Here is a 13,940-nt window from a genome sequence, read left to right on the forward strand (position 1 = left end):
CCGGCGCCCTTTCGTGGGCTGTCCCGCGACCTCTTGCTTAGTCCAACTTACTAAGTTTTACTGAGTATATGGGACGTCGAACACAGGATCTCGGGCGCTTCACCGACGTGGCACTGCTCGTGCTCGTCAGCCTCGCCGAGGGCGACAAGCACGGCTACCGGATGATCCAGGACATCGAGGAGTTCTCCGGGACGGCTCTGGAGCCCGGCACCCTCTACGGGGCGCTCATGCGCCTGGAGGAGCGCGGCTGGATCGAGCAGGTCGCCTCCGACGAGCGCCGCAAGCCGTACCGGCTCACGGAGAGCGGCAGAGGCGCGCTCACCGAGCAGCTCGCGACGCTGCGCCGGATCGAGCGGACGGGCGCCAGGCGCGCTGAGGTCGCCTGGGGATTGTCATGATGCGGGCGCTGGCCGTCGGAGCGCTGCGGCTCTATCCCAAGGTGTGGCGCAGGCGCTACGAGGAGGAGGTCCGAGAGCTGGTCGAGGCGCGCCCGGTGCGGTTTCGCACGGTGGCCGATCTCCTCGCGGGCGCGTTCGACGCCCGTGTCAACCGTGACCTGATCCCAGGAGGTTCCGCCATGCGAATTCCGCCCGCCGCCGTGCTGACCGCCGGCGGCATCGCGCTCATCTATCTCTGGAATCCCGGCATCCGCCAGATGTCCAGCCTGGAGGCGACGTGGTCGCACGCCCGGGAGCACGGGCCGATCGCGGAGTCGCTGGCCGGCGTGAGCACCGCCGCGTTCACGATGGCGCCGATGATCGCCGTGCTCGCGATGATCCCGCTGCTGGTGAACACGGTGAGGGTGGTCAGGCGCAGCGAGCTTTTCGCCCCCTACGGGGTGATCGCCTTCGCCCCCGTGTGCCTGTTACCGGCGGGACTGATCGGGTGGCTGTACGTGAGCATGGTGTTCATGGACGTCGGATTTCCGATGGGAGTGTTCGGCAACGCCATGACCGGCGGGTTCTTCGTGCCGATAATGCTCGCCTTCCTCCTGGGGCTGCCCTCGACGGCGGCCGGGGATCCCATGCTCGCCCCCGGTGTCCGTACCGCCGGCCGGTTGCTCGCCGTGGCCGGCTGGGCCACCGCCCTGGCCTGGCTGCCGATCGCCGTCCTGATGCTCATGGGCGCCGAGGGAGTCACCGGCTCCTTCGCGACGGCGGTGGCGGCGAGCGCGGCGGTCAGCGTGGCGACGTCGATCCTCATCGCCACCCGGGCCCTCGGCCACGACCGCCAGGCGGTCCGGCACCTCGCCCACGCCTGACAGGGAAACCGGCCCGGCCGGGACGACAGGGGCGGACCGGCCGGTGGTCCGCCCGATCCCCACGACCCCGAGCAGCACCTGAGCCTTCGCGTCGGCGCGGTTGAGCTCCTCGCGAGCCTCGGTGAACAACCGGGTGGCATAGGAGCGGGCGGCCTCCGCGTGGTCCCGCTCCGCGGCTCGCGGTTCCACCACGTTCCTGACACGACGACGCAGCACTTCAGGCCCCTAACCTCAAGCCGGTTCGATGGTTCCAGCCACTCCCGCCTCTGGTGCCGTTCTGCGATTCGGCGGGAACCCGGCGCACTCCCGCACCATTGAACCGAGGACGGTCATGACCTGTACACGGATGTCATGATCACATTTTGTGGGCGAGGACGCCCTCCGGGAGCCGGCCGAGCGGTCCGGCCGAGCGGTCCGGCCGGGAGGCCGGCAACGGGGAAAGCTACCTGACCTGGCCGGACGAGTCGATGGGTCATCGAACGACCCGTATCACGGGAGCCAGGCTGAAGGTGAGCGTCAGGACGGCGCAGCCACCGATGATCGTGAGCAGTGGCGGCCACGGCACGACGATCGGCATCGAGGACGTGACGGGTCCGAGGGCGATGCCGATGCCCGCGAGGGTGGCGGCCGTCACCACACCGCCCAGGAGCGTGCCGATCGCGAGGACGAGCACGGCCTCCCACCCCACGATCCGCAGCAACTGCCCGGGGGTCGCCCCGGCGAGCCGTAGCGCGGAAAGCTCGGCGGTCCGGTTCGCGGTCCCCATCGTCTGGGTGTTGGCGATGGAGATGCCCGTGTAGACGAGAGTCATACCGATCGTGGCGAGCAGCGCGATCTGGCTTAACCGGTCGAACTCCGCGTCCAGCGTGGAGAGGTGGGCCCTCGTCGGCGTCACGACGCCGCCCAGTGGCCGGACGACGGCGTCCACGGACGCGCCGGGGACCAGGCTCAGGTAGACGGCGTCGGGCAGGGGCACCGCCGAGTGCGCGGCCACCATGGGCCAGGGCAGCAGTACGGTGGGCAGCCCCATCCTGTCGTCGAAGACGGCGACGACGCGGAGCCGCACGAGCGCCCCGTCGCCGAGCCACAGGGTCATCCGGCGGCCCACGGCCAGGCCCATCGACCGGGACAGCGCCACGGTCGCCGTACCGGTCAGCTCGGCGAGCGACCCGGCCGAGACGGGCACGGCCAGCACGTCTCGTACGGCGGGACCGTCCACGAACCAGGCGCTGTGCTGGCGGATCATGTCCTTGTCGCGGTCGTACGCCATGCCGGCCTTGACCGGGACCGCGGCGGTGACACCCGCCACCCGCCGGACCGTGCCCGTCAGACTGTCCGGCAGTGCCGCCCGCCCGGCGGGAACCACCACCGACGACGCGGTGACGTGATCACGAAGGCCCTGGGCTCCGGCGGCCGAGAAGGTGGCCATTCCGGAGAGAGCCGCCCCGGCCAGACCCACCGTCGCCAGCACGGGCGCGACGGTGGACGCGACGCGCCGGGGGGACGCCAGGGCGCTCGCCCGGCCGAGCACCCCGATCGGCCCGCGTACGGCGAAGGGCGGTGTGCGCACCAGGAACGGCACGAGGGCCGGGGCGAGCAGGGTGAGCCCGAGGATCAGTAACAGGGCCACGGCGAACGTGTACGCGCTGCCCTCCGGTGACCGGAGGAGAGGGATGACCGGCACCGCCACCGCGAGAGCGCCCACGCCGAACGCCCACCGGGTCCGCGTCATCGGGCGTCGTTCGGCCGTGGCCTCGCGAAGAGCCTCGACCGGCCGGATCGCACCGGCCCGCCTGGCCGCCGACCAGGCGCCCGCCACCGCCATGGCGAGACCGATGCCGAAGGCCACCGCCGGAGGCCACGGGACGGCGTGTGCGCCGAAGCCCGCCGGCGCGAGACCGACCCGGGCCATCCAGTGGGTGAACGCCGGCGCGGCCACGACGCCCGCCACACATCCGCTCAGCCCAGCCGGTACGCCGACGACCGCGGCCTCCCAGAGCACCAGTCGACGCGTCTGGCGCGGGGTCGCCCCGGCGGCCCTCAGTAGGGCGAACTCGCGGCGCCGCTGGGTCACGCCGAAGGCGAAGGTCCCCGAGACCACGAACGCGGCGACGACGGCCGCGATGCCGGCCGTCGTGCCCAGTAGTGACGCGGCGACGATCAGCAGGCCCGCCTCGGGGTCCGGCTCCGCGAGCCGCCGCGCGTCGCCGGTGAGGATCCGGAGGTCGGGCCATGCGGCGAGCGCGGCGCGGACGTTCTCCACGCCCGCGGATCCGGGCAGCGCCACCGCGACGACCCGGTCGCGCGCGAGCCGGGCGGCCTCGCGGTCGGTGACGTACAGCGCGGGCGGCGCCGAGGTCCGGACGATCCCGGTGACCGTGAACCGGCGAGGCCCCTCCGCGGTGGCCACGGTCACGACGTCACCGGGCAGGTGATCGGCGGGCGCGGTGAGCACGATGTCGTCATCGGCCGCCGGGGCCCTCCCGGTCAGGGTGAACCGGTGCAGGGAGGCCGCCGACCAGGGGCGCGCCCCGGTCGTGTTCCCCAGCCGCGCGTAGCCCGACCGGTCCAGCACCGCCCGGCCGAGAGAGGTGAGCCGGGAGACGGCCTCGGCCGGGATGTGGCCTCGCTCGCCGGGCGGCAGCATGGAGTTCCCCGGGGTCCCGCCACCCGCCTGGGAGGGACCCGCGACCACGATCTCCGGAACCGTGTACCACCGCGGCGGCCTGTCCGGCCCGCCGTAGGCCGACGCGAGGGCGAGTCCGGTGGTGGTCAGCAGCGCGACACCGAGCATCAGGGCGGCGAACGAGCCCGCCATGTTCGTCCATCGGGCCGCGACCGCGCGCACCGCGACCCGGATCACGACGTCACCTCCGGCTCTGTCGTCCGCTCCGCGATCCCGATCACGACGCCACCTCCAGCTCCGTCATCCGCGCCGCGACCCGCAGCGGCGTCGGACCGGCGAGTTCGCCGGCGAGACGGCCGTCGGCGAGGAAGACGACCCGGTCGGCGCGGGAGGCGGCGAGCGGATCGTGGGTCACCATCACGACCGTCTGCCCGTGGTCGTCCACGAGGGAGCGCAGCAGCGACAGCACCTCACGGCCGGTGGCCGAGTCGAGCGCGCCGGTGGGCTCGTCGGCGAACAGCACCTCGGGACGGGTGACCAGGGCGCGGGCGATCGCGACCCGCTGCTGCTGGCCGCCGGAGAGCTCCGCCGGACGATGCCCGATCCGGTCCGCCAGCCCCACGGCGGCGAGCGCGGCGGAGATCTCGGCGCGACCAGGCCGCCGACCGGCCAGCAGCAGCGGCAACGCCACGTTCAACCCGGCGTCCAGGGAGGCCAGCAGGTTGAAGCCCTGGAAGACGAAGCCGATCCGCTCCCTGCGCAGCACCGTCAACCGCGTCTCGTCGAGGTCGTCCAGCCTCGTGTCCCCGACGAACACCTCGCCCGACGTAGGCCGGTCGAGCCCGGCGGCACACTGCAGCATCGTGCTCTTCCCGGACCCGGAGGGGCCCATCACCGCCGTGAACGTGCCCGCGGGGAAGTCGAGCGTCACGCCGCCGAGGGCCGCGACGGCGCCCGCGCCGGTTCCGTACACCTTTCGTACTCCGTGCAGCCGCACGGCTCGTTTCACCATGTCCCCAACGGTTCCGGCTCCGCCGGTCGGAATCACTGGCGCGGGATTCACGCCCGCCGGTAACCCTGGCACTACCACCCACGGTCACGTCACCGGTAGGGGCAACCGGGACGCTGCCTTCTATCCTGGGGAGATCATGGATGGCGTTCGGACGGCGTGGCAGGCCCTGACCGGGCTCTCCCCGCCGCGGTTCCTCGCCTCCGGCTGGCCGTGGCGGGCGCAGGTCTACCTGCTGACCGGCTCGCTCGTCGCGTCGGTGTGGCTCGCCTGCTCGCTCGCGATGCTGGTCGTCCCCGCGGCCGGGGCCGCGGTCCTGCTGGCGGGCGTCCCGCTGAGCTCGGTCGAGCGATGGCGGCTGCGGCTGCTCGATCGCGCACCGGCGCCGTCCGCGCATTCGCCTTCCGGGCAGGGGGTCTGGACGTGGACCGCGACCCGGTTCCGCGAGGCGGCGACGTGGAGGGAGCTGGCGTACGCGCTGGCCTTCGCATTCGGCCTGGCCTGGCTGGACCTGGTCATCGCGATGCTCGGCTGGTGTGTCCTGTACCTGATCTCCTTCCCCGCGCTCCTCCTCCTGCTGCCGGACTACCAGCCCGAGGTGACAGTGTCTCCCTGGCTCGTCGCCGCCGTCGGGATCGTCGTCGCGCCGATCGTCCTCTACCTGGGAACCGCGTACGCCGCGGGCAGGGCGACGATGACCCGGTCGCTGCTGGTCCGGCGCGATCCCCCCGCCGGGGACGTCCTCGAACTCACCCGATCGCGAGAACGGATCATGGAGGCGTTCGACGAGCAGCGGCGGCGCATCGAACGCGACCTGCACGACGGGGCGCAACAGCGGCTGACCGGCCTCATCATGACCCTGGGAATGGCCCGGCTGGACCCGCCCGCCTCCCATGACCTGATCGACAAGGCGTACCGGGAGGCGAAGACGACGCTCGCGGAACTCCGGGACCTCGTCCGCGGCATCCATCCCCAGGTGCTGACCGTGCGCGGCCTGGCGCCGGCGGTGGCCGAGCTCGCCGAGCGCTGCGCGGTTCCGGCCGAGGTCGACATCGACCTGCCCCGGCGCCCCCCGGAACCGGTGGAGGCGGCGGCCTGGTTCATCATCGGAGAGGCGCTCACCAACGTGGCGAGACACAGCCACGCCCGGTGCGCCCGGGTGACGGTCCGCCGGTCCGGAGACCTGCTCGTGCTCGAGGTCCGCGACGACGGTGTCGGCGGCGCCGACCCCCGCCGGGGCACCGGGCTGTACGGCCTGGCGGACCGGGTGTCGGTGTTGCGCGGCAGGATCGTCGTCAGCAGCCCCGACGGCGGCCCGACGACGCTGCGGGCGGAGCTGCCGTGCGCATAGTGATCGCCGAGGACTCGGCCCTGCTGCGCGAGGGGCTGACGCACATCCTCACCCACTTCGGGCATGACGTGCGGGCGACACCCGACGCCTCCGGTCTGCTCGCGGCCGTCGAGGAGGACCGGCCCGACGTGGTCATCACCGACATCCGGATGCCCCCGGACTTCCGCGACGAAGGGCTGAAGGCCGCCGTCGAACTCCGCCACCGCGACCCCGGCCTGGCCGTCCTGGTCCTGTCCCAGTACGTCGAACAGACCTATGCCGCCGAACTCGTCGAGACCGGAGGCGGTGTCGGTTACCTGCTCAAGGACCGGGTGGGTGACGTCGCCGAATTCGTCAACGCCCTGACCGAGGTCGCGGCCGGAGGCACCGTCATCGATCCCGAGGTCGTCCGCGGACTGCTCTCCCGGCGCCGCGTCCAGGCTCCACTCGCACGGCTCACGCCCCGCGAGCGTCAGGTGCTCGCCCTGATGGCCGAGGGCCGCTCCAACGCCGCGACAGCCCGGCGGCTGAGCGTCACCGACGCGGCCGTCGCCAAACACGTCAACAACATCCTGGCCAAACTCGATCTTCCCCCGGCCCCGGACGACCACCGCCGCGTCCTCGCCGTTCTCGCCTACCTCCAGGCCTGAGCCCGCCCCCCGCCGGGTGGCCGGACCCAGGTAGGCCCGGTGAGACCGGCTCCCCGAATCAGGCCGGGCAGGTCAGGCCGCAACGCGGCGCCCCGCCGCCGGTGACCGGCGACGGGGCTCGGGAAGCGCGAGGTCAGCCCTTGTAGTTGAACACCTGGCGCAGTGTGTGCTGGATCGCGACCAAGTCCTTCTGGTCCGCCATCACCTGGTCGATCGGCTTGTACGCCTGCGGGTGCTCGTCCACCAGGGCGGCGGCGCGGTCCGCGTTCCAGGTGCGGCCGCGCATCGCCTCGGTGAGGGACGTGGCCGTCAGCTCACGCTTCGCCCGGGTGCGCGACATCCTGCGGCCGGCTCCGTGGGCGCAGGAGTTGTAGGACATCGGGTTGCCGAGCCCGCGCACGATGTACGAGCGCGTCCCCATCGAGCCCGGGATCACGCCCTCGTCGCCGGTGTCGGCCTTGATGGCCCCCTTACGGGTGATCCACAGGTCCTTGCCGTCGTGCGTCTCCTGCTGCGTGAAGTTGTGGTGGCAGTTGATCGTCCGGAGCCGCTGACCCTTGCCGACGACCCGGAACAGGGCGTTGCTCAGCACCTTGTCCATCCGGGCGCGCGAGGCCATGGCGTAGTGCTGAGACCACAGCATGTCCTCGATGTAGGCGGTGAACTCCGGCGTGTTCTGCACCAGGTAGGCCAGGTCCGGGTCCTCCAGGCCGATCTCCTGCTTCTTCATCATCTTCTTGGCGTCGACGATGTGCTTGGTCGCGAGCAGGTTGCCGATGCCGCGCGACCCCGAGTGCAGCACCGTCCAGACCCGGTCACGCTCGTCGAGGCAGACCTCGACGAAGTGGTTGCCGGACCCGAGGGTGCCGAACTGCAGGGACACCTTCCTCTCCTGGTGAGGGGTGAGGTCGGTGTGCGGGCGGCCGAGGTCGCCCAGCGCGCGGTCCGTGGACGGGTCGTCGTGGCCCCTGCCGACGCCGGCCGGGATCCGCTTCTCCACCAGCGGCATCAGGGCCTCAAGGGTGTCAGGGAGGTCGGCGGCGGTGAGCGTCGTCTCGGTCGCGACCATGCCGCAGCCGATGTCGACGCCGACGGCGGCCGGGATGATCGCCCCCTCGGTGGGGATCACCGATCCGACCGTCGCGCCGATCCCGATGTGCGCGTCGGGCATGAGAGCGACGTGTCCGGAGACGAATGGCAGGCGGGCGGCGCGCGCGGCCTGCATGATCGTACCCTCGTCGATCTCGCTGGCCCACGACACCAGGTTCGGTGCGGGATGGTTCGGCATCATGATCTCCTTAGTTGCGAGATCCAGTTTGCCCACGTTCCGACATGAGATCCCACTCATTTTATCGAGTGCCGCCGGTCATGACCGCTCGGTGTACCTCGCGCGTACCGGGACATCCGGCCGGGCCCGGCGGCGCGGGCCGACCAGGTCGAGACCGTCGCCCACCTGCGGCGGCCGGTCCGCGCCAACGCAACGAGGCGGTCCCGGCGGCCGGGGGAGGGGCGCGGGAAGTCAGCACGCCAGGAATCAACCATCTCATGGTGATGTTGAAACAATGAGGCCTGTTTAGGGTCGGGCAGGGGGCTGGCCGTAGGCTGGCCCCCTGTTCCAACAGGTGACCAACTGAGAGGTGGCGTCCCGTGTTGCAGGATTCCTTCGGTCGCGTGGCGACCGATCTGCGGGTCTCTCTCACAGATCGCTGCAACCTGCGCTGCTCCTACTGCATGCCACCCGAAGGCCTTGAATGGCTGCCGAAACCCGAGCTGCTCACCGCCGACGAGATCGTCCGGCTGGTCACCATCGGGGTGGAACGGCTCGGCATCACCGAGGTCCGCTACACCGGCGGCGAGCCCCTGCTCCGCCGCGAGCTGGTCGACATCGTGACCCGCACCACCGAGCTCGGCCCCGCCCCGCAGGTCTCGCTGACCACCAACGGGATCGGGCTGGGCAGGATGGCCGCCTCCCTGGCCGCCGCCGGCCTGCACCGGGTCAACGTCTCCCTCGACACCCTCGACCGCGAGACCTTCAAGAAGCTCGCCCACCGCGACCGCCTGGCCGACGTCCTCGAAGGGCTGGAGGCGGCCGACACCGCCGGGCTGCGCCCGGTCAAGGTCAACACGGTGCTGATGCGCGGGATCAACGACCACGAGGCCGTGCCGCTGCTCCGCTACTGCCTGGAGCGGGGCTACGAGCTCCGGTTCATCGAGCAGATGCCGCTGGACGCCCAGCACGGCTGGCGCCGGGAGAACATGATCACGGCTGACGAGATCCTCGCCACGCTCAAGGCCGACTTCGACCTGGCCGACGCCGACTCGGCGGAGCGCGGCAGCGCGCCGGCCGAGCTGTTCCTCGTCGAGGGCGGCCCGGCCAGGGTGGGGGTCATCGGCTCGGTCACCCGCCCGTTCTGCGGCGCGTGCGACCGGGTACGGCTCACCGCCGACGGCCAGATCCGCAACTGCCTGTTCGCCACCGACGAGTCCGACCTGAGGGCCGCGATGCGCGCGGGCGCCGATGACGACGAGATCGCCGAGCGCTGGCGATCCGCGGTCCGGATCAAGAAGGCCGGTCACGGCATCGACGACCCGACCTTCCTGCAGCCGTCCCGCCCGATGTCCGCCATCGGCGGCTGACGTCCCCACCCGGAGGTGTCCGATGACCGTCCGCCACGACGCCTGCATCCTGGCGGGCGGTCTCGCGCGAAGGCTCGGCGGGCGGGACAAGCCCGGCCTGCACGTCTCCGGCCGCCCGCTGGTCGAGTCGGTGGCCGCCGCCGTGCCCGGCGCGGCACGGCTGATCGTCGTCGGGCCGCCCCGCCCCGGGCTGCCGCGCGCGATCTTCCGGCGCGAGGACCCGCCGGGGGGCGGCCCGGTCCCGGCGCTGCGGGCAGGGCTGGCCGAGGTGACCGCACCGTGGGTGGCGCTGCTCGCCGCCGACCTCCCGTTCCTGACCGCCGAGCACGTGGAAGCGCTGCTGGACGCCGCCGGGGCGGGGGACGGGTGGGACGCAGAGGACACAGAGGGGGCGGGGGCACCTCCGGGCGGGCCCGGGGCGGGGGCGGTGCTCCTCGACGACGGCGGGCGCGAGCAGTGGCTCGCCGGGGTGTGGCGCACGCGGAGCCTGACACGGGCGCTCGCCCGCTACGAGGGGCGGTCGCTGCACGGGCTGCTGGCCCCGCTCTCCCCGGTCACGCTTCATCTCACCGGCCGGCCGTGGTTCGATTGCGACACCATGGACGATCTACAGCGGGCCCGGACGATGGAGCCGGGCTCCGACGGCGGAGACGCGGATCCCGGCGAGGGTCGCGAGAGCGGCGACGGCACGGGACGGGCGCGACCGCGGACAAGGAGCGAGAGTTGAACGTGCTGACGGAGTGGACCGCGCTGGTCTGCCGGGAGCTGGGTATCGATCCCGCGGTGGTGGACCGCGACGAGGTGCTGGACCTGACCAAGGAGGTCGCGCACGGGGTGGCCCGGCCGGCCGCGCCGCTGACGGCCTATCTGCTCGGCCTGGCCCAGGGGGCGGGCACGGCGCCGCCGGACATCGTGGAGAGACTGACCACGCTGGCGCGCAACTGGGAGCAGGCGACGACCGAGACGCTGGGCGACAAATAACGCCAAAGAAAAGAAGACTTGTTGTTAAAGTCTGGGAAAAGGGCGACGCCGGGTGGTTACGGGGGCAAACCACCCGGCGTCGCTTCATCGGCGTTCCGACGGGGGCCCGGAACGCCGGCAACAGTGCCCCGACGGGGGACCAGGGCACTTGGCTAAAGCGTACACCTACTACCCTTGGGGTGCGTCAAGACTTAGTCACGACCCGATCTCGCGTCGGTGGCGCGGAATCTGGTTTTGTCCTGAATCTTCCACGTCAGGGGCATGCGGAACCCCGCGCGGCGGCGCATTGGCCCCGATCACGGCAACGTATGGTAAAAAGATCGCCCCGGCGAAGAGTAGCAGCCGGACGGGCATCGGAGCGGGCACCGTGAAGGCGAGGACCAGGCAGATCAGCCGGATCCCCATCTTGATGAAGTAGCTCTTCTCGCGCTTGCCGATGTCGGCGCTGAGAGAGGGCTGGGCGTCGGTCACCTGATGAACCACCGGACGCCTGCGCAATCCCTTCACGATTCCCAATCTAGGCCTCATATCGGCTGGGGGCGAACGGTCATGTAATCGTGGCTTTCCGGGAAGAAGCAGGGGATGACAGATCGAACGTACCGGGTGACCGAGATAGTCGGCACTTCGGGGGAGAGCATCGAGGCCGCCGTTCGCAACGGGATCCGCAGGGCCTCCCGGACCCTGCGCCACCTCGACTGGTTCGAGGTGACCGAGATCAGGGGGAACATCGAGGAGGGGGAGATCGGCCGCTTCCAGGTCGGCATGAAGATCGGATTTCGCCTGGAGGACGACTGAGCCTGTACGTCGGCTGCCCGGTGACACAGACTGCGGGAATGGAAGAGACGCGGGCCGCGAGGGCGAGAAGACCACGCGGCGCGGCGGGGGCGGTGGTACGGGCCGCGCTGGCCGCGGCGGTGATCCTCCCGACCGGCTGCGCCACCCAGGCGGGCGGCGCGCCCACCGTGCCCGCCGCCACCGAGGCCGCCTCGCGAACCACGCCCGCCGCCACCGCGCCACGACCCTCGCCCGACGCCGACGCCGACGCCGACGCCGGGCCGCGAGCCGGGACGGAAGGGGAACCACTGCTGCGCCAGAGCGCCACCGACGTCGCGCGGACGATAGGCAGTCTCCGCAGGATCGACGACCTGCCGCTGTACGAGATGACCTTCCACGGGTCGTACGACCGCGAGGCGCCCCTCGGGGAGGAGGAGCTGGCGGGACGCGCCGACGGCTGGGCCTGCTCCCTGTTCGCCCTCGGCGGCGACCGGCCGCTGTTCGGCCGCAACTTCGACTGGGACCCCAACCCGGCGCTGATCGTGCACGCCGACCCGCCCGACGGCTACGCCTCGGTCTCCGTCGTCGACCTGTTCCACCTGATCGGAGGCTCCGCCCCGCCGGACCTGTCCGCCGCGCCCGCCCGCCGCAGGATGGCCCACGCGGTGCTCGCCCCCTTCGACGGGGTCAACGAGAAGGGCCTGGCGATCGGGATGGCCACCTCGCCCGAGGGCGGGCTGCCCGCCCGCTCTCCCGACCGCCCCGACATCGGCAGCGTGCGCGTCATCAGGATGATGCTCGACAAGGCGGCGACCGTGGACGAGGCGCTGGCGATCATGCGCCGCTACGACGTCGACTTCACGATCGGGCCGCAGGTCCACTACCTCATCGCCGACGCGGCGGGCGGGTCGGCCGTCGTGGAGTACGCCGGGGGCAGGCTCAACGTCATCGACGACCGCGTGCTCACCAACTTCGGCATGACCGGCACGTCCGCCGCCCAGCGCCGGGCCGACCCCCGCTACCGCACGCTCGCCGAGGGGCTGCCCGCCACCGGGGACTGGCGCGACGCGATGGGCCTGCTCCGGCGGGTGGCCCAGACGCACACCCGCTGGTCGGTCGTCTACGACCTCACCGACGCCACCGCCCGCGTGGTGGCGGGCCAGCGCTGGGACACGGTGCACACCATCCCGCTCGTCCAGCGCTGAGCGGACGGAGCGCGCCTTCCCCGGCCACGCCCCGATCCAGCGGACGGCCGGCCCCCGACGGCCCCACCACCGCGGATGGAGGACCTAGCTGGCCTGGCTGACCGTCGACATGTTGAAGTCGGGCACCCGGATCGGAGGCATGATCGCGCGGTTGAAGTAGTCGCTCCACTCGCGCGGCAGGGTCTGCTCCGAGGCGCCGATCTCGCTGAGGCGGCGGAGCAGGTCCACCGGGCTCTCGTTGAAGCGGAAGTTGTTCACCTCGCCCACGACCTCGCCGTTCTCCACCAGGTAGACGCCGTCGCGGGTCAGGCCGGTCAGCAGCAGCGTCTGCGGGTCGACCTCGCGGATGTACCACAGGCAGGTGAGCAGCAGGCCGCGCTCGGTGGAGGCGATCATCTCCTCCAGCGACCGTCCGCCCTCGGGCCCCCGCATGATCAGGTTGTCGACGGCCGGGGTCACCGGCAGGCCGGTCAGCTCGGCCGAGTGCCGGGTCTGCAGCAGGTTGGCCAGCCTGCCGCCGGAGATCCAGTCGGTGGGCGCCAGCGGCAGCCCGTTGTCGAACACCGAGTTCTCCCGGCCGGAGGTGTGCGCCACCACGAACGGCGGGCACTCGATACCCGGCGCCGAGGGGTCGCCGTACAGACGGATCGGCAGCTCGGAGAGGACGTCGCCGACGCGGGTGCCGCCACCGGGCCTGGAGAAGACCGTGCGTCCCTCCAGGGCGTCGCGGGCTCCGGCCGTCCAGTACAGGTAGGTCATCAGGTCGGCCACGGCCGTCGGCGGCAGCAGCGTCTCGTACCGGCCCGCGGGCAGCTCGACGCGGTTCTTCGCCCACTCCAGGCGCCGGGCCAGCGAGGCGTCCAGAGCCGCCACGTCGACGTCCGAGAAATCGCGGGTCGACACGCCGGCCCACGCCGAGCGCCGCATGTCGGAGGACTTGGCGTTGAGCTCCAGGCGGCCGGTGGGCTGGGTGTGCCGCAGCCGGGCGCCGGTCGAGGTGCCCACGAAGGTCGTCGTGACGATGTGCTCGGCGAACCCGTACAGCCTGCGCCCGCCCGCCTCGGCCGTGGCGAAGGCCTCGCCCAGGGCGGGGGCGAAGGCACCGAACACCCCGATCGAGGTCGGCTCGGCGGGGGCGTCCCAGTCGCCGGAGCGGGTGCCCTCCAGCAGCGGCCGGGCGTCCTCGGACGGCCGCGCGTCCTCCGCGGCGTGGTCGGCGGCGGCCACGACGTCGTCGAGCTGGTCGGGGCGGACCGCCGCCCGCGACACCACGCCCACACCGCGGCCCACGATGGAGATCACGGTCAGCTGCGAGGAACGGGACACGCCGTTGGTGGTGAGGGTGTTTCCCGCGAAGCGCAGGTTGGCACTCGACCCCTCGTCCACGATCACGACGTTGTCGTCGGCCGTGGAGAGCTCAAGGACCTTCTCGATCATCTCCTGGGGAGTCATCCCGCTCCTCTCCTG

Annotated in this window: 14 protein-coding genes; 9 read left to right on the plus strand and 5 right to left on the minus strand. The window is 72.0% G+C overall.

Features of this window, described 5'->3' with window-relative positions; translation table 11 throughout:
- The first annotated feature begins 68 nt into the window (after nt 1-68).
- Nucleotides 69-398, plus strand: a complete 330-nt coding sequence (locus OG587_RS24670) for a PadR family transcriptional regulator (RefSeq protein WP_329079212.1) — start codon at nt 69-71, stop codon at nt 396-398.
- Nucleotides 395-1,261: a hypothetical protein gene (locus OG587_RS24675; protein ID WP_329079213.1), complete on the plus strand. Its 867-nt coding sequence runs from the start codon at nt 395-397 to the stop codon at nt 1,259-1,261. Before OG587_RS24670 ends, OG587_RS24675 begins: the two co-directional genes overlap by 4 nt.
- Before the next feature lie 472 nt (nt 1,262-1,733).
- On the opposite strand, the gene OG587_RS24680 is transcribed toward OG587_RS24675, so the two are convergent.
- Both OG587_RS24680 and OG587_RS24685 read right to left on the minus strand, forming a co-directional pair.
- The gene (locus OG587_RS24680; RefSeq protein ID WP_329079215.1) at nt 1,734-4,124 is read right to left on the minus strand and encodes an ABC transporter permease; all 2,391 of its coding nucleotides are present in this window, start codon (nt 4,122-4,124) and stop codon (nt 1,734-1,736) included.
- A gap of 40 nt (nt 4,125-4,164) precedes the next feature.
- Nucleotides 4,165-4,899: an ABC transporter ATP-binding protein gene (locus tag OG587_RS24685; protein WP_329079217.1), complete on the minus strand. Its 735-nt coding sequence runs from the start codon at nt 4,897-4,899 to the stop codon at nt 4,165-4,167.
- 136 nt (nt 4,900-5,035) lie between these two features.
- Between OG587_RS24685 and OG587_RS24690 the strand changes: the two genes are divergently transcribed.
- Both OG587_RS24690 and OG587_RS24695 read left to right on the plus strand, forming a co-directional pair.
- The gene (locus OG587_RS24690) at nt 5,036-6,247 is read left to right on the plus strand and encodes a sensor histidine kinase (protein ID WP_329079219.1); all 1,212 of its coding nucleotides are present in this window, start codon (nt 5,036-5,038) and stop codon (nt 6,245-6,247) included.
- The gene (locus OG587_RS24695; protein WP_329079221.1) at nt 6,238-6,876 is read left to right on the plus strand and encodes a response regulator transcription factor; all 639 of its coding nucleotides are present in this window, start codon (nt 6,238-6,240) and stop codon (nt 6,874-6,876) included. Before OG587_RS24690 ends, OG587_RS24695 begins: the two co-directional genes overlap by 10 nt.
- 133 nt (nt 6,877-7,009) lie before the next feature.
- Here OG587_RS24695 and OG587_RS24700 read toward each other — a convergent pair whose 3' ends face one another.
- Nucleotides 7,010-8,200 carry an RtcB family protein gene (locus OG587_RS24700; RefSeq protein WP_329079223.1) on the minus strand — a complete coding sequence of 397 codons (1,191 nt, stop codon included), beginning with the start codon at nt 8,198-8,200 and terminating at the stop codon, nt 7,010-7,012.
- Nucleotides 8,201-8,523: 323 nt separating this feature from the next.
- Here OG587_RS24700 and moaA point away from each other — a divergent pair, with 323 nt between their 5' ends.
- The 3 genes from moaA to OG587_RS24715 are packed head-to-tail and all read left to right on the plus strand — an operon-like array spanning nt 8,524 to nt 10,494.
- The gene (gene moaA / locus OG587_RS24705) at nt 8,524-9,513 is read left to right on the plus strand and encodes a GTP 3',8-cyclase MoaA (RefSeq protein ID WP_329079225.1); all 990 of its coding nucleotides are present in this window, start codon (nt 8,524-8,526) and stop codon (nt 9,511-9,513) included.
- 22 nt (nt 9,514-9,535) lie between these two features.
- The gene (mobA, locus tag OG587_RS24710; protein WP_329079226.1) at nt 9,536-10,240 is read left to right on the plus strand and encodes a molybdenum cofactor guanylyltransferase; all 705 of its coding nucleotides are present in this window, start codon (nt 9,536-9,538) and stop codon (nt 10,238-10,240) included.
- Nucleotides 10,241-10,242: 2 nt separating this feature from the next.
- Nucleotides 10,243-10,494 (plus strand): DUF6457 domain-containing protein, encoded by a 252-nt coding sequence (locus OG587_RS24715; protein ID WP_329094000.1) that lies wholly within the window; start codon nt 10,243-10,245, stop codon nt 10,492-10,494.
- Nucleotides 10,495-10,689: 195 nt separating this feature from the next.
- On the opposite strand, the gene OG587_RS24720 is transcribed toward OG587_RS24715, so the two are convergent.
- Nucleotides 10,690-11,001 carry a DUF3099 domain-containing protein gene (locus tag OG587_RS24720; RefSeq protein ID WP_329079228.1) on the minus strand — a complete coding sequence of 104 codons (312 nt, stop codon included), beginning with the start codon at nt 10,999-11,001 and terminating at the stop codon, nt 10,690-10,692.
- A gap of 75 nt (nt 11,002-11,076) precedes the next feature.
- On the opposite strand from OG587_RS24720, the gene OG587_RS24725 reads away from it, so the two are divergent.
- A complete protein-coding gene (locus OG587_RS24725) occupies nt 11,077-11,289 on the plus strand; it encodes a dodecin (RefSeq protein ID WP_329079230.1) in 213 nt (70 codons plus the stop codon).
- A gap of 38 nt (nt 11,290-11,327) precedes the next feature.
- Nucleotides 11,328-12,473, plus strand: coding sequence for a carcinine hydrolase/isopenicillin-N N-acyltransferase family protein (locus tag OG587_RS24730; protein WP_329079232.1), 1,146 nt, complete (start codon nt 11,328-11,330; stop codon nt 12,471-12,473).
- Between the two features lie 84 nt (nt 12,474-12,557).
- Here OG587_RS24730 and OG587_RS24735 read toward each other — a convergent pair whose 3' ends face one another.
- Entirely contained in the window at nt 12,558-13,925 is a 1,368-nt protein-coding gene (locus OG587_RS24735; protein WP_329094001.1) for a metallopeptidase TldD-related protein, read from the minus strand.
- Nucleotides 13,926-13,940: the final 15 nt, after the last annotated feature.

This window comes from Streptosporangium sp. NBC_01469 (assembly GCF_036227305.1).
Taxonomy (GTDB): domain Bacteria; phylum Actinomycetota; class Actinomycetes; order Streptosporangiales; family Streptosporangiaceae; genus Streptosporangium.